Annotated in this window: 14 protein-coding genes; 11 read left to right on the top strand and 3 right to left on the bottom strand. The window is 63.9% G+C overall.

Going from position 1 to position 15,747, the window contains the following annotated elements:
* The first annotated feature begins 49 nt into the window (after positions 1-49).
* The 6 genes from U0S50_RS04300 (at position 50) to U0S50_RS04275 (ending at position 7,944) form a co-directional block, all read left to right on the top strand.
* Positions 50-1,912: a 2-oxoacid:acceptor oxidoreductase subunit alpha gene (locus U0S50_RS04300; protein ID WP_322307526.1), complete on the top strand. Its 1,863-nt coding sequence runs from the start codon at positions 50-52 to the stop codon at positions 1,910-1,912.
* Positions 1,909-2,946 carry a 2-oxoacid:ferredoxin oxidoreductase subunit beta gene (locus tag U0S50_RS04295; protein ID WP_322307525.1) on the top strand — a complete coding sequence of 346 codons (1,038 nt, stop codon included), beginning with the start codon at positions 1,909-1,911 and terminating at the stop codon, positions 2,944-2,946. Before U0S50_RS04300 ends, U0S50_RS04295 begins: the two co-directional genes overlap by 4 nt.
* Before the next feature lie 143 nt (positions 2,947-3,089).
* The gene (locus tag U0S50_RS04290; RefSeq protein ID WP_322307524.1) at positions 3,090-4,046 is read left to right on the top strand and encodes a metal-dependent hydrolase; all 957 of its coding nucleotides are present in this window, start codon (positions 3,090-3,092) and stop codon (positions 4,044-4,046) included.
* Entirely contained in the window at positions 4,043-5,428 is a 1,386-nt protein-coding gene (locus U0S50_RS04285) for a deoxyribodipyrimidine photo-lyase (RefSeq protein ID WP_322307523.1), read from the top strand. Before U0S50_RS04290 ends, U0S50_RS04285 begins: the two co-directional genes overlap by 4 nt.
* A 36-nt stretch (positions 5,429-5,464) precedes the next feature.
* Positions 5,465-6,748 carry a cyclopropane-fatty-acyl-phospholipid synthase family protein gene (locus tag U0S50_RS04280; RefSeq protein ID WP_322307522.1) on the top strand — a complete coding sequence of 428 codons (1,284 nt, stop codon included), beginning with the start codon at positions 5,465-5,467 and terminating at the stop codon, positions 6,746-6,748.
* Between the two features lie 17 nt (positions 6,749-6,765).
* Entirely contained in the window at positions 6,766-7,944 is a 1,179-nt protein-coding gene (locus U0S50_RS04275) for a serine hydrolase domain-containing protein (RefSeq protein ID WP_322307521.1), read from the top strand.
* Between the two features lie 90 nt (positions 7,945-8,034).
* Here the strand turns inward: U0S50_RS04275 and U0S50_RS04270 are convergent, their stop codons facing one another.
* The 3 genes from U0S50_RS04270 to purF are packed head-to-tail and all read right to left on the bottom strand — an operon-like array spanning position 8,035 to position 10,680.
* Positions 8,035-8,424, bottom strand: coding sequence for a hypothetical protein (locus tag U0S50_RS04270; RefSeq protein ID WP_322307520.1), 390 nt, complete (start codon positions 8,422-8,424; stop codon positions 8,035-8,037).
* Positions 8,425-8,483: 59 nt separating this feature from the next.
* On the bottom strand, positions 8,484-9,218 hold the full coding sequence (locus U0S50_RS04265; RefSeq protein ID WP_322307519.1) for an SDR family NAD(P)-dependent oxidoreductase: 735 nt from the start codon (positions 9,216-9,218) through the stop codon (positions 8,484-8,486).
* Positions 9,219-9,222: 4 nt separating this feature from the next.
* On the bottom strand, positions 9,223-10,680 hold the full coding sequence (gene purF, locus U0S50_RS04260) for an amidophosphoribosyltransferase (RefSeq protein ID WP_322307518.1): 1,458 nt from the start codon (positions 10,678-10,680) through the stop codon (positions 9,223-9,225).
* A 155-nt stretch (positions 10,681-10,835) separates the two neighbouring features.
* On the opposite strand from purF, the gene hisI reads away from it, so the two are divergent.
* From hisI to U0S50_RS04235, 5 genes are all read left to right on the top strand, one after another.
* A complete protein-coding gene (hisI, locus tag U0S50_RS04255) occupies positions 10,836-11,216 on the top strand; it encodes a phosphoribosyl-AMP cyclohydrolase (protein ID WP_322307517.1) in 381 nt (126 codons plus the stop codon).
* Entirely contained in the window at positions 11,203-11,763 is a 561-nt protein-coding gene (locus U0S50_RS04250) for a hypothetical protein (RefSeq protein ID WP_322307516.1), read from the top strand. The genes hisI and U0S50_RS04250 overlap by 14 nt, the downstream gene beginning before the upstream one ends.
* Positions 11,764-11,817: 54 nt before the next feature.
* Positions 11,818-12,258: a MerR family DNA-binding transcriptional regulator gene (locus tag U0S50_RS04245; RefSeq protein WP_322307515.1), complete on the top strand. Its 441-nt coding sequence runs from the start codon at positions 11,818-11,820 to the stop codon at positions 12,256-12,258.
* A gap of 67 nt (positions 12,259-12,325) precedes the next feature.
* On the top strand, positions 12,326-14,125 hold the full coding sequence (locus U0S50_RS04240; protein ID WP_322307514.1) for an acyl-CoA dehydrogenase C-terminal domain-containing protein: 1,800 nt from the start codon (positions 12,326-12,328) through the stop codon (positions 14,123-14,125).
* 46 nt (positions 14,126-14,171) lie between these two features.
* Positions 14,172-15,674 (top strand): phospholipase D-like domain-containing protein, encoded by a 1,503-nt coding sequence (locus tag U0S50_RS04235; RefSeq protein ID WP_322307513.1) that lies wholly within the window; start codon positions 14,172-14,174, stop codon positions 15,672-15,674.
* Positions 15,675-15,747: the final 73 nt, after the last annotated feature.

Genomic DNA, 15,747 nt, shown 5'->3' with positions numbered 1-15,747 from the left:
CGCCTAGGCCGATGGAACAGGTTCGCAAGATTTGAAGGCAGAGCAGAGAATGGCGACAGCGGTAGAGGACCGGGCAACGACGCCCCAGTCCCCCCTTTCCGATGCAGTGGTGGTACGTTTCGCGGGTGACTCCGGCGACGGGATGCAGTTGACCGGCGGTCAGTTCACCCTTTCCACCGCGCTCGCGGGCAACGACCTTGCGACCTTCCCGGACTTTCCGGCCGAAATTCGCGCGCCGCAGGGCACTTTGTTCGGCGTTTCGGCGTTTCAGATCAATTTCGGGTCGAGCCAGATCGACACCGCGGGCGACGCGCCCGACGTGCTGGTGGCGATGAACCCGGCGGCGCTCAAGACCAATGTCGGCGCGCTGAAGCTCGGCGGGCTGATCATCGCCGACGAGGGCGAGTTCAACGACCGCAACCTTGCCAAGGCGAAATATGAATCGAACCCGCTGGAGGACGGCAGCCTGGCCAAATGGCAGCTGTTGAAACTCAACATCAGCCAGGCGACGATGGATGCGGTCAAGCCCTTCGGCCTTGGCAACAAGGAAGCGCTGCGCTGCAAGAATATGTGGACGCTGGGCCTCGCGCTCTGGATGTTCGACCGCGACCGCCAGCCGCTGATCGACTGGCTGAAGGCGAAATTCGCAAAGGCGCCCGAGCTTGCCGATGCGAATATCGCGGCGCTCAACGCGGGTCACGCCTATGGCGAGACGGCGGAACTCGCCGGGCCGCTGAAACAGCATCATGTCGCACCGGCTCCGGCCGAACCGGGCCTTTATCGCACGCTCACGGGGGCAGAGGGCATTGCGCTCGGCCTCGTCGCGGGCGCGCAGCTCGCGAAGCTGCCGATGTTCTTTGGCGGCTATCCGATCACGCCGGCGTCGGCGATCCTCCACCATCTTTCGCGGCTCAAGGAATATGACGTCACGACCTTCCAGGCCGAGGACGAAATCGCCGCCATCTGTTCGGCGATCGGCGCCAGCTATGGCGGGTCGCTCGGCGTCACCAGCTCGTCGGGCCCCGGTATCGCGCTGAAGGGCGAGGCGATGGGCCTTGCGATCATGACCGAGCTGCCGCTCGTCATCGTCAACTCGCAGCGCGGGGGCCCTTCGACGGGTCTTCCGACCAAGACCGAACAGTCCGACCTTTATCAGGCGGTTTATGGCCGCAACGGCGATGCGCCGATGCCGGTGATCGCCGCCCGCTCGCCCGCCGATGCGTTTGAATGCGCGATCGAGGCGTGCCGGATCGCGGTGCAGTACATGACCCCGGTGATGCTGCTCACCGACGGCTATATCGCCAATGCCGCCGAACCGTGGCACGTGCCCGACCTCACCACCTATGAAGCCTTCCCTGTCGCGTTTCTGACCGAAGTGCCCGAAGGTGGCTTCAAACCCTATGGCCGCGACGAAAAGCTCGCGCGCCCGTGGGTCAAGCCCGGAACCCCCGGTCTGCTCCACCGCATCGGCGGGATCGAGAAGGAAGTCGATACCGGGCACATCAACTATGCGCCCGAAAATCACCAGGCGATGACCGACATCCGCAAGGACAAGATCGACGGTATCAAGGTGCCCGACCAGATCGTCGAACTGGGCGCGGAGGGCGGAAAACTCGCCATCGTCGGCTGGGGGTCGACCTTTGGCCCGATCCACCAGGCGGTCCGCCGCAAGCGCGCCGAGGGACTGGACGTCAGCCACATCCACCTGCGGCATATCTGGCCGCTGCCCGCCAATCTCGGCGAACTGCTGAAAAGCTATGACAAGGTGATCGTGCCCGAAATGAACACCGGACAATTGAAGACGGTGCTGCGCGACCAGTATCTGGTCGACGCTCAGCCGCTGAACAAGGTGTCGGGCCAGCCGTTCCGCATTGCCGAAATTGAAGCCGCGATCGAGGAGGCCCTGTCGTGAACGAGATGACCAGCATCGCCAAGACGACGACGCTCAAGGATTGGGAAACCGATCAGGAAGTGCGCTGGTGCCCCGGTTGCGGCGACTATGCGATTTTGAAGGCGGTGCAGCGCACCATGCCCGACATCGGCACCGCGCCCGAAAATACCGTGTTCATCAGCGGCATCGGCTGCTCGTCGCGCTTTCCCTATTATATGGAAACCTATGGCTTCCATACGATCCACGGGCGCGCGCCGGCCTTTGCGACGGGGCTGAAGCTCGCCAATCCGAACCTCGACATTTGGATCGTCACCGGCGACGGCGACGGGCTGTCGATCGGCGGCAATCACACGATGCACCTCATTCGCCGCAATCTCGATTGCCAGATCATGTTGTTCAACAACGAAATCTACGGGCTGACCAAGGGGCAATATTCGCCGACCAGCCGCGTCGGCACCAACAGCCCCTCGACCCCCTATGGCTCGGTCGATCGTCCGGCGCAGCCCGCCGCCTTTGCGCTTGGTGCAGGCGCCCGCTTCGTCGCGCGCGGCTTCGACGTGTCAAAAGAACTGCCCAATGTGCTGAAGGCGGCGCATGCCCACAAGGGCGCGGCGTTCATCGAAATCTTCCAGAACTGCATCGTTTATAACAAGGATGTGTTCCAGGATTTCGCTGCCCCCAAGGGCGCCGAGGATCGCCAGCTATGGCTCAAAAATGGTGAGCCGATGCTGTTCGCCAAGGGCGCAAAGGGCATCGCGCTCGATAGCGAAGCGCTCGAGCTCAAGGTCGTCGATGTCGTCGATGGCGACTGGCAGGCGGCGGGCGTGATCGTCCATGACGTCACCAATCGCAGCGTCGCGCACATGCTGGTCGAAATGCGTTTCGGGGAGTTTCCGATGGCGCTTGGCGTCCTTTACGACGATCCGCGCCCGACCTTCGAAGCCGATGTCTGGCGCCAGAACGCCGCCGCGCGCGAAGGCAAGACCGCCGACCTCCAAAGCCTGCTCAAGAAGGGGCAGACCTGGACGGTGGCGGAGGGCGGCCCCGAGCTTTGATCGGGGGCCCGCGGCGCCGCGCGGATCGATGATGGGATAAGGGGCGGGCGGCGAGTCGTCCGCCCCGCTCTCCCGCGCCGTGCCCGTCGTACCGGTCCGCTTTCCGCCTTTGTGCCATCCAAATCAGTCGGTAAGAGGCTGATATGGATAATCTGACTCACAGCCTTGTCGGCGCTTTGCTGGGGCAAATGGGCCTCAAGAAGAAAACCGGCCTTGCGATGCCGACGCTGATCATCGCGGCGAATCTGCCCGATATCGATGCGGGCTGCGCCATCTATGGCATCGAGTCGCTGTCGATGCGGCGCGGTATCACCCATGGTCCGATCGCGCTTCTCTTGCTGCCCTTGCTGCTGTGGGCGCTGATGATCGGTTTTGACCGCTGGCAGGCGCGCCGCGGCAAGCGGCCGAAGGGGCGGGCGCCGCTGCACAAGGGGTGGCTGCTCGCGCTCGCCTATATCGGCTGCCTCAGCCATCCGGCGCTCGACTGGCTCAACAATTACGGCATCCGCCTGCTCGAACCCTTTTCCTCGCGCTGGTTCTATGGCGACACGCTGTTCATCATCGATCTGTGGGTGTGGATCGCACTTGGTCTGTCCATCTGGTTTTCGCTCCGGCGCGAGCGTGCGAATGCGGCGCAATGGACGCGGCCCGCCTGGGCCGGGTTCGCGGCGGTCTGTGCCTATATCTTCGCGAACGGCCTGATCACCGGTGCGGCCGAGCGGACCACGACACAGGCTTTGCGGGCGGCGGGTGCGGGCGATGTCCTCGCTGTGGCCAGTCCGCCTCCGCTTGCCTTTTGGCGGCGTGACGTCTTCTGGCGCGCGGGCGATCGTTATGGCAGCGGCAGTTTCACCCCCGGCGTCGGCGGCCATCTCGACATTTCCGGCGCCGCGACGGGGATGGCGGATCCGCGCCTTGCGACATGGGTAAAGGGTGATCCGGCGGCGCGCGCCTTTCTGTTCTGGGCGCGGATGCCCGTCGCGCAGCCCGATGGGACGGATGCGATCCTGCTGCGCGATCAACGCTTCATGCACCCGCTTGCCCAGGAGCGTTTTCAGGTCCGGCTGACCGCACCCGATACGGCGACCCATCCGCTATGACGGCGCCCGCGATCGTCTGGCTGCGCCGCGATCTGCGCCTGTCGGATCAGGCGGCATTCGCGGCAGCGGCGGCGGCGGGGCCGGTCATACCGGTCTTCATCCTCGATGACGAGACGCCGCGGCATCGCGCCATGGGCGCCGCGTCGCGCTGGTGGCTGCATCACAGCCTGGACCGCCTCGATTGCGCGCTGCGCGAAAAGGGCGCGCGCCTGATCCTGCGCCGCGGAAAATGTGACGAGCAACTCGCCGCGATTGCCGAAGAGGCCGGCGCGTCGCGGGTATATTGCCTGCGTCATTACGAACCCTGGTGGCGCAACGCCGAACGCGCGGTGGCCAAGCGGCTCGATCTCGTCTGTCACGATGGAAATTATCTGGCGCCGCCGGGGGCGGTAACGACCGGAAGCGGGGCGCCGTATAAAATCTACACCCCCTTTTGGCGGGCATTGATGGAACGGATGCCCCCGCCAATGCCGGTGCCGGCGCCCGAATATCTGGCGGCGCCGGATGTCTGGCCGGTTTCGGACCGGCTGGCGGATTGGGCGTTGCTACCCACGAACCCCGACTGGGCGACCGGCTTCGCGAAGGAATGGAAAGCCGGGGAGGCGGGGGCGCACGCGCGCCTCGATGCCTTTGTCGACGAGGCGGCTTCCTATGACCAGCGCCGCAACCTGCCGTCGGAGGAGGGGAGTTCGCGCCTGTCGCCCCATCTCCATTTCGGCGAAATCTCTCCTGCGGCCATCTGGCACCGCACGGCCAGGGCGGGAGGGACGGTCGACGTCTTCCTGTCCGAAGTCGGATGGCGCGACTATGCGCAGAATATTATTGTTCAATTTCCAGAATATGGCGGGCGAAGTGCGCGCGACGCCTTTGATTGGATGCCGTGGCGTACCGGCCCGGATGCCGCCGCCGATCTGCAGGCATGGCAGCGGGGGCGCACCGGCTATCCGATCGTCGATGCCGGGATGCGCCAGCTTTGGGCGACAGGGTGGATGCACAACCGGGTCCGGATGATCGCCGCCAGCTTCCTGGTCAAGCATCTGCTTATCGACTGGCGGCGGGGCGAGCAATGGTTCTGGGACACGCTGGTCGACGCCGACTATGCGAACAATGGCGTAAACTGGCAGTGGGTGGCCGGGACCGGCGTCGACAGCAATATGTTCGTACGCATCATGGCGCCCCTGACCCAGTCGGAAAAGTTCGATGCTGCGGCCTATATTCGCCAATGGGTTCCCGAATTGATAGATTTGCCGGAAAGCGCGATCCACGATCCAGAGGCGCACGGACGGCGCCCGCCGGGCTATCCGGCCAAGATCATCGGTCATCGCGAGGCGCGCGCGCGCGCGCTGGCTGCACATGACGTCATGAAGGCGCACGGCAACTGATTGTCAGCCAGTCACTTTTGGGGCAGGAAGATGGCTATGAACACGCATGTCAGCTCCAAACGCGGCAAGGCGCTTCTGCGGGCCGATCGTGTCTTTCGAACGGGCGGCTGGCTCGCGCGCCTGCTCGGGCTGGCGCCGGCGGCGTTGTTCCACCGGATGCTCGACCGGATCGACGCGGGTCTGGGTCACGGCACGCTCGAAGGCCATCTGCCCGACGGCAGCGTCCGTATTCTGGGCGGGCGTGGGCGCGGCCCGACCGCGATCGTGCATCTGAACGGCTGGACGGCGCTCGTTCGGCTGGCCTTGTCGGGATCGGTGGGCTGGTATCGGGCGTGGGACAAGGGCGAATGGACATCGCCGGACCCTGTTCCGCTGTTCGATCTGTTCATGCGAAATGCCGAGGCACTGGGGTCGGCTGGACGGGCGCACGGCCCCTGGCGCCTGATCAACAGGCTGGTTCACGGACTTCACCGCAACAATCGCAGCGGAGCCCGGCGCAACATTCACGCCCATTATGGTTTGGGCAATGATTTCTATGGCTTGTGGCTCGATACGGGAATGAATTATTCGAGCGCGCTGTTCGTCGATCCGGCGCAAACGCTGGAGGAGGCGCAGGCGGAAAAGATCGATGCCATATTGGATCGGCTCGATCTGCGATCGGGCAGCCGCTTGCTTGAAATCGGATGCGGCTGGGGCGCGCTGGCCGAGCGGGCGGTGGAGCGCCACGATGTACTTTACACCGGCATCACCCTGTCGACCGAACAGGCGGTGATTGCCGAGGCGCGCGTTCAGGCCGTCGACCTGTCGGGGCGGTCGCGGATCGAGATTTGCGACTATCGTGACGTCAAGGGGCCCTATGACGCGATCGCCAGCGTGGAAATGGTGGAGGCGGTGGGCCAGGCTTATTGGCCCGCCTATCTTGATGCGATCGCGGGGCTTTTGCGGCCTGGCGGCAAGGCGGCGATCCAGTATATTTCGATCAACGACGCCCTGTTCGAACGCTATGCGGCGAGCAGCGACTTCATTCAGGCTTATATTTTTCCGGGCGGTTGTCTGATTTCGGAAAGCCGCTTTCGCGCGCTTGCCGACGAGCGCGGGCTGGCCTGGCGCGATCAGCACCGCTTTGGCGGGGACTATGCGCATACCCTGCTGCAATGGCGGGAACGGTTCGATGCGGCGGTGGCGCGCGGCGATCTGCCCGCCGGCTTTGACGACCGGTTCGTTCGCCTGTGGCGCTATTATCTTCAATATTGCGAAGGCGGTTTTCGGGGGGGCGGCATCGACGTCGCCCAGGTCACGTTGGAAAAGACACATCGATAGATATGGGGGAGAAAAGCATGAGACTGACTTTGGTCGCCGCGTTCCTTTTGGCGGCGACGGCGGGGTGCAGCGCACCCAGTGAAAAGCCGACCACCGACAATTTGCCGAAGGATATGAATGTGCTGTTCTGGACCCAGGATCAACGCGACCTTGCCTTTCGTACCATGGAAACGGTCCCCAAGGTCGTGGTCAACACGATCGAAGCGGGCGACAGCGTCTATCCGCTGCCCGCAGGCAAGCCGATCGATCTGGGCGTCGACGTCGATGCCTATATGGCGGCCCAGCGCAACGCCGGTCTGATCATCGTTCAGGACGGCAAGGTCCGGTTGGAAAAATATGCCCTTGGCTATGGTGCGGCGGGCCGATGGACCAGTTTTTCGGTCGCCAAAAGCTTTACCTCCACCCTCGTCGGCGCTGCGGTGAAGGATGGCTATATCAAGAGCCTCGACGACAAGGTTACGGTCTATATTCCGGGGCTTAAGGGGTCTGCTTATGACGACGTCAGCGTTCGTCAGCTGCTGACGATGACCTCTGGCGTCCGCTGGAACGAGGATTACACCGATCCCAAATCGGATGTCGCGCTGTTCAACCTGCAAAAGCCGGTGGCGGGCGAGGATGTCACCGTCAGCTATATGAAGACGCTGCCGCGCGAGGCACCCGCCGGATCGAAATGGGTGTACAAGACCGGCGAAACCAATTTGATCGGGGTGCTTGTCTCGAGCGCGACGGGCAAAAGCCTGTCGCAATATCTGGCGGAAAAGGTCTGGAAGCCGTTCGGGATGGAGCAGGACGCCGTGTGGATGCTCGGCGCTACGGGGCACGAGATCAGCGGCTGCTGCATGTCGGCCAGCCTCAAGGATTATGCGCGCTTCGGCCAGTTCATCCTGAATGGCGGCGTCGCGGGCGGGGTCAAGATTCTCCCCGACGACTGGCTCGCGTCGGCGACGACCAAGCAGGCGGGAATCGATATTCCCGGTCGCGGCTATGGCTATCAATGGTGGACCAACGACGACGGCAGCTTCGCCGCGCAGGGGATTTTCGGGCAGGGGATTTTCATCGATCCCAAGCGGCGCCTTATCATCGCGTCGAACGGCAACTGGCCGACGGCGACCGATCCCGAAGGGGTCGGGGCGGCGCGCGAAGTCTTTTACAAGGGCGTCCAGGCCGCGATCGACAGGGAGGCTGCCGCGAAATAGCGGCAGGGCGGACTTCCGCGCGGGGGCATGGGGCGCTGGCGTTAATCGTCGGCGCCTCGTTCCTGTGTGGAAGGCAGCGAAGGGAAGCGTTCAGTCGGTCGTTGCTGTCGAGACGGTCCGCTCGGCGAGCCAGATCGCCACCAGCGGGATCAGCGTGCCAAGCGCCATCACCCACCAGCTGTCGGCCAGCGTGACGGCCCGGTAAAGCGCGGCGCCGATGACCGCGCCCGCGACGATCCAGCCGGCACCGCTGCCGCCGGAAATGCGCATGGCGAGCCATCCGCCGCCAAAGGTGCCGACGAACCAGCCGATGAACAAGGCAATGGTCGACCCCAGCGGGATCAATATTTCGCCGGTATCGGGGTCAAAGACCATCGGGGACAGGTTGTTGCCGGCATATTGAGCGACCCAGACCAGTCCAAATGCGAGAAGGATTCCGACCACGGCGGCAATCGCCGGTCGCAGGATAGTCTTGCTCATTCCACTGCCTTTGCAAACGCTTGTCGAGCGTGGCCTAGCACAGGAAAGCAAAGATGGCGTTAAGCTTCTTCCATCACCTTGGGCAGGGCGTGGAAGTCGGTGCTGTCAAAACCGTCGACCATCAGGCGGCCGACAAACTCGCCGACCGCTGCGGGATCCTTGATGCTTTGCGGATCTTCGCCGGGATAGGCGCGCGCGCGCATCTGGGTGCGGGTGCCGCCGGGATCGAGGATCGCGGTGCGCACGGTCGAAATATTGCGCATTTCGGCGCCATAGCTTGTCACCAGCGCTTCGAGCGCGGCCTTCGATGCACCATAGGCGCCCCAATAGGCGCGCGGTTCGCGCGCGACGCTGCTCGTCAGGGCGACCAGGCGTCCGCGCGCCGCGCGGCGCAGCAAGGGGTCGAAATTGGCGATCAGCGCCTGCTGGGCGATCAGGTTCAGCGTCAGCAGGCGGTTGAATTCCTTGCCGTCGATTGCGGCAACCGGGGTCAGCGTGCCGAGCATGGCGGCGTTGAGCACCAGCATGTCGAGATGCTGCCAGCGTTCGGCCATGGCGCTTGCCAGCCGGGCGATGCTGTCGCCGTCGGTCAGGTCGAGCGGCGCGATCGTCGCGCTGCCGCCCGCGGCGTGGATGCGGTCCTCAAGCTCTTCGAGCCCGCCGGGGGTGCGGGCGGTGATCACGACATGGGCGCCGCGCGCCGCCAGCGAATAGGCAATGGCCTCGCCGATTCCGCGGCTGGCCCCGGTGACGAGCGCGACCTGGCCCGCCAGTGCATCAGAATTGTTGCTCATTGTGTCAGACAACCCGTTCGGCCAGCAGCGAAAATTGGTCTTCCATGCCATGCTCGTCGAAATCGGTCAGCGTGGTCGGATAGTCGCCGGTGAAACAGGCGTCGCAATATTGTGGGCAGTCGTCGTCGCGCTTTGCTTCGCCCAGCGCCCGGTACAGGCCGTCGATGGTCAGGAAGGACAGGCTGTCGGCGTTGATGAAATTGGCCATCTGGCCGACGGTCATCTGCGCCGCGAGCAGCTTGGCGCGCTCGGGGGTGTCGACGCCGTAAAAACAGCTGTGCTGGGTCGGCGGGCTGGCGATGCGCATATGCACTTCGGCGGCGCCGGCATCGCGCATCATCTGCACGATTTTAAGGCTGGTCGTGCCGCGAACGATCGAATCGTCGATCAGGACGATCCGCTTGCCCGCGATCAGCGCGCGATTGGCATTATGCTTCAGCTTGACGCCCAGGTGGCGAACCTTGTCGCCGGGCTGGATGAAGGTGCGCCCGACATAGTGCGAACGGATGATCCCGAGTTCAAAGGGGATGCCCGATTCCTGCGCATAACCGATCGCCGCGGGCGTGCCCGAATCGGGGACCGGGATGACCAGATCGGCATCGACCGGATTCTCGCGGGCCAGTTCGGCGCCGATCGCCTTGCGCACCGAATAGACGCTGGTGCCGTCGACGATCGAATCGGGACGCGAAAAATAGACATATTCGAAAATGCACGGCCGCGCCGGGCGCTCGGCGAACGGGCGGTGCGAGGTCAGCTGGCCGTCGCGAACGATGACGAGCTCGCCCGGCTCGACCGAGCGGACAAACTCGGCGCCGACGACGTCGAGCGCGACCGTTTCCGATGCAAAGATATGAGCATCGTTCAGCTTGCCGATCACCAGCGGGCGAATGCCCAGCGGGTCGCGGCATCCGATCATGCCGTCGGCGGTAAGGACGATCAGCGAATAGGCGCCCTCGACCTGTTTCAACGCATCGATGAAGCGGTCGAGCAGGGTGCGATAGCTGGATGTCGCGACAAGGTGGATGATGACCTCGGTGTCGCTGGTCGATTGAAAGATCGAACCGCGGCGGACCAAAATCTTGCGCAGCGCGGTGGCGTTCGAAATATTGCCGTTGTGCGCGACGGCGAAACCGCCGGTGGCCAGGTCGGCGAACAGCGGCTGGACGTTGCGCAGCGCGGTTTCGCCGGTCGTCGAATAGCGGACATGGCCGACCGCCGCCGCGCCAGCCAGCTGGCGCATGATGTCGTCGCGGTCGAAATTGCCCGCGACATGGCCCATCGCGCGGTGGGTGTGGAATTCCTTGCCGTCAAAGGCGGTGATGCCAGAGGCTTCCTGGCCGCGATGCTGCAGCGCGTGAAGGCCGAGCGCGGCCACCGCTGCTGCGCCGTCGGCGCCGTGAATGCCAAAAACGCCGCACTCCTCGCGGAGTTTGTCGTCGTCGAAAGGATGGGTCGTCAGCATGTCGTTCCGGGAGCAGGGGGGCTGGACTGCCGCGCATATAGGAGCGCCGAACGCAAATGTCGCCCCCCCAATTTGCCCCGAGCGCTCGTTTGGATGGCAAGTCCCGGACGACAGGGGCTTCCTTCGTGCATATTTCCTGTTCTATGGCCCGGTTCATGGACCAGAAACGTGACGAGACCGAGCTTTTCCTTCCCCGCTTCGACGCCGCCGGGTTGGTGACGGCAATCGTCATCGACGCCGATCATGGGCGTTTGCTGATGGTCGCGCATATGAATGCGGAGGCAATTGAGCATACCCGAACGACGGGGCGGGCCCATTTCTGGTCGCGCTCGCGCGGTCAGTTGTGGCGCAAGGGCGAGACCTCCGGCAACGAACTGGTGGTCGAGGACATGCTGGTCGACTGCGACCAGGATGCGCTGTTGCTGCGGGTGCGCCCCGCCGGCCCGGCCTGCCACACCGGGCGGCGATCCTGCTTTTATCGCCGCGTGGAAAGCGACGGACGGCTGACCTTCCTGGGCGATCATGCGCAAGGCTAGCCTGTCGCCCATGTTGGCGGCGCTGGTGCTGGCCGGGGCGCTCGGCGGATGCGACCGCACAGCGCAGGATGCGGGCGAAGCCGCGATCGACGCCGGGAACCCGCTGGAAATGGCGGCGCGCGAACGTGGCATCGTGCGGTCCGAAACCCCCGTTCCGACCGGGGTGTTCGAACGCCGGCACGATCTGGGGCGCGATGCGATGTGCGTCGTGCCCGACGGGGCAGGGCGCTGGCGCTTTTCGCTGACGGCCGCCTTTGGTCCGGGGCTCAGCTGTGCCACATCGGGAAGCCTGTCGCGCGACGGCGACGGTTGGCGCATGCGTTTCGGCTCGGCGGAGGATTGCGTTCTGACCGCCGACGAAAGCGACGACATATGGCGCCTGCCGGGACGCCTGCCCGATCAATGCGCCGCGCTGTGTCCGGGGCGGGCCACGCTGGCCGGTCTGGAACTGCCGCGTGCCAGCTGGTCGGAGGGCGATGCAAGGGACTTGCGAATGCGCGACCAACGCGGCAATATGGCACGTCCTTGCGCGGCTGGGCCTGTGTGAGACGTCCCGCTGGTCGGCCTTGACGTTCACGTCAACGGAAACTAGACTTTTTCCATGACCGACGAATACGGCCACGCCCATATCGACACGCCCGACCATCTGGGCCGCGAACAGTTCAGTATCACCGACCTGTCGTCCGAGTTCGGTGTGACGGCGCGCGCGCTCCGCTTTTATGAGGATGAGGGGCTGATCAGTCCCTCGCGCAAGGGGCTGTCGCGTATCTATTCAAAGCGCGACCGTGCGCGACTGGCCTGGATATTGCGCGCCAAGCGCACCGGTTTCAGCCTCGCCGACATTCGCGAGATGATCGACCTTTACGACGTGGGCGACGGCCGCAAGCTGCAGCGTCAGGTGACGATCGAAAAGTGCGAGGAACGCATTGCCTTGCTCCGCCGTCAGCGCGACGATATTGACAGTGCTGTAGATGAGCTGTCACGGTTCATCGAAACGGTGAAAATGGTCGACGCCGCCGAGAAGCAGAAAAAGGCCAGCTGAGCCTTTCTACAATTCTCTCCCCAGGCAAGACTTGTTCGCTGAATACAGATTTTCAGAAGGATAATTCATGCCCGTTTATCGCGCGCCCGTGCAAGATACGCTGTTCCTGATCAACGATGTTCTCGGTATCGAACGCTATTCGAACCTTCCCGGCTTCGCCAACGCCAGCCCCGACATGATCGAAGCGGTGCTGAACGAGGCCGGCAAATTCTGTGAAGAAGTGCTGTTCCCGATCAACCAGTCGGGTGATCTCGAAGGTTGCACGCGCCACGACGACGGGTCGGTCACGACGCCAAGCGGGTTCAAGGAAGCTTATAAGGCCTATTGCGAGGCGGGCTGGACGCTGCTGACCCAGCCCGAGGAATTCGGCGGACAGGGCTTGCCCCATGTCGTCGGTTTTCCGGCCGAGGAGTTTCGCATGGCCGCGAACCAGGCCTTCGCCATGTATCCCGGCCTGACGCAGGGCGCGATCGCCGCGATCCTGGCCAAGGGGTCGGAAGAGCAGAAGGCGACCTATGCGCCCAGAATGATCTCGGGCGAATGGGGCGGGACGATGAACCTGACCGAGCCGCATTGCGGCACCGACCTTGGCCTCATCCGCACGCGCGCGGTGCCCAATGGCGACGGCAGCTACGACGTCACGGGGACCAAGATTTTCATCTCGTCGGGCGAACATGACCTGACCGACAATATCATCCATCTGGTGCTGGCAAAGACTCCCGACGCGCCGGACAGCGTGAAGGGAATTTCGCTGTTCATCGTGCCCAAATATCTGGTGAATCCCGATGGGTCGTTGGGAGAGCGGAACACGCTGTGCTGCGGCTCGATCGAGCACAAGATGGGCATCCACGCCAATTCCACCTGCGTCATGAACTATGACGGGGCAAAGGGCTGGATGGTCGGCGAGGAGAATAAGGGACTGGCCGCCATGTTCATCATGATGAACGCGGCGCGGCTCGGCGTCGGCATCCAGGGGCTGGGACAGGCGGACATCGCCTATCAGAATGCCGTTCAATATGCGCAGGACCGCCGACAGGGACGCGCCCTGACCGGGCCGCAGAACCCGCAGGAAAAGGCCGATCCGCTGTTCGTCCACCCCGACGTGCGCCGAATGCTGATGGATGGCAAGGCGACGGTCGAAGGTTTGCGGGCGCTGTGCATCTGGGGCGCGTTGCAGGTCGATCTGGCGCATCTCGCCGAAACCGAAGAGGAGCGCCAACAGGCCGACGATCTCGTCAGCCTGCTGACGCCGGTGATCAAGGGTTATGGCACCGACAAGGGCTATGACGTTGCCACCAACGCGCAGCAGGTGTTCGGCGGTCATGGTTACATCGAGGAACAGGGCATGAGCCAATATGTTCGCGATGCCCGCATCACGATGATCTATGAAGGTGCCAACGGGGTGCAGGCCATGGATCTGGTCGGGCGCAAGCTCGCCCAGAACGGCGGCCGCGCGATCCAGGCCTTTTTCGGCGTTGTCGACGGCGAATGCGCGGCGGCAAAGGATGGTCCGCTCGGTGATTTCGCCGGCCGACTGGAAAAGGCCAATGGCGAACTGAAAGCGGCGACGATGTGGTTCATGCAGAACGGCATGGCCAACCCGAACAATGTCGGAGCCGGCGCCCATCATTACATGCACATGATGGGCATCGTCGCACTGGGTCTGATGTGGCTGCGGATGGCGGAGGCGGCGCAAAAAGCACTGGACGAAGGGCGCGGAAACAAGGCTTTCCTCGAAGCAAAGCTCGTCACGGCTCGCTATTTTGCGGAACGCTTCATGCCCGATGCCGGGGCGCTGCGCCGCAAGATCGAAACCGGCAGCGAAGCGATGATGGCACTGACGCCCGAACAGTTTTTCGCCGCCTGACGATACGCCCGCGCAACCATCGCCGTCGTCGTGCGTGGCGATGGCGATGAGTGCGCCGGGCCCGCCTTTCACCGATCTGTCCCCGATTGTCGTCGAGGGTCGCAATTGTTGGCGCATCGAATGCGCGGACAAGGCCCGCATGATCGTCGATGCGGCCGACTATTTTGCGCTGCTCAAACGATTGATGGAAGGCGCCCGCGAGCGCATCCTGCTGATCGGATGGGATTTTGACCCCCGCATCTCGTTGACGCCGGACGGGCAGGGCAAGGGGGAGGCGCTCGGGCATTTCCTGCTTCGCCTCGCGCATCGTGAACCGGATCGCGATATCGATATTCTGCGCTGGAACTTCGGCGGGCTGAAACATCTGCTCGTGCCGCGTATCGTGGCGATGATTTTGCGGTGGAAGGCGACACGCGCGATTAGCTTCCGCCTCGACGGCGCGCATCCGGTGGGTTGCAGCCATCACCAGAAGGTGGCGGTGTTCGACGACCATCTGGCGGTGTGTGGCGGCATCGACGTCGGCGCGCGCCGTTGGGACACGCGCGATCATCACGACGATGATCCGCACCGCGTTGCACCCGACGGAAAGCCGTATCTGCCTTGGCACGATTCGACGATGATCCTCGCGGGGCCGGTCGGCAACGCGCTTGCCGACCTGGGCAATGAACGCTGGCAGCGCGCGACCAGGAAACCGCTTCGCGAACTGTCGGGCTGGGGGGAGAATTGGCCCGATGATTTGCCCGCCGATTTCGAAGGGGTCGATGTCGCCATTTCACGGACCCGCGCCGAATATGACGATAGCGGCGAGGTCCGGGAGATTGAGCAACTCTATCTCGATATGATCGCGGCCGCGCGGCGCTTCATCTATTTCGAAAATCAGTATTTCACCTGCGGCAAGATCGCCGCCGCCATCGCCGCGCGGCTCGAAGAAGACGATCCGCCCGAATTCGTGATGGTGATGCCGCGAACCGCCGATGGCTGGTTGGAACAGGTGGCGATGGACGCGGCGCGGGTGCGCCTGGTGCGGGCGATATCGAAAGCGCGGCATGGCGACCGGCTAAAGGTTTATTATCCGCGCACCGCGGGCGGAGCGCCCATCTATGTCCATGCCAAGACGGCGATCGTCGACGACCGGCTGATCCGGGTGGGGTCGGCAAACCTCAACAATCGGTCGATGGGCCTCGACAGCGAGTGCGACGTCACGATCGATGCGGGGCTTCCGGCCAACACAGAAATACTCCCCACGATCCGGCGCCTGCGCGAATCGCTGATCGCGGAGCATCTGGGTGTCGATCCGGCGGAGGTCGCCGCACGCTTCGATGACAATGGCTCGCTGATCGCGACCATCGAAGCGCTGCGCGGATCGGGGCGCTCGCTGGAACTGCTCGATCTCGTCGCGCCGGGACCATTTGACGAATTCGTCGCCGACAATGAACTGCTCGATCCGACCAGCCCGGATGCGATGTTCGAAAGCCTCGCCGAGCGCGGCCTCAAGAAAAGCTGGCGGCGGGGGAAGGCCTGGATGAAGCGCCGCCGACCGTTCCGATAACCGTTCCGATAATTGTGAAGGTGCGCGCGGCCGCGTGGGGGACGGCCGCCCGACATGCGCCGTGCGGCACGGG

It is taken from the genome of Sphingopyxis sp., from assembly GCF_034380315.1.
Lineage (GTDB): Bacteria > Pseudomonadota > Alphaproteobacteria > Sphingomonadales > Sphingomonadaceae > Sphingopyxis.
Note: the sequence above shows the minus strand (reverse complement) of the source record. Positions and strands in the feature narration are given on the sequence as shown.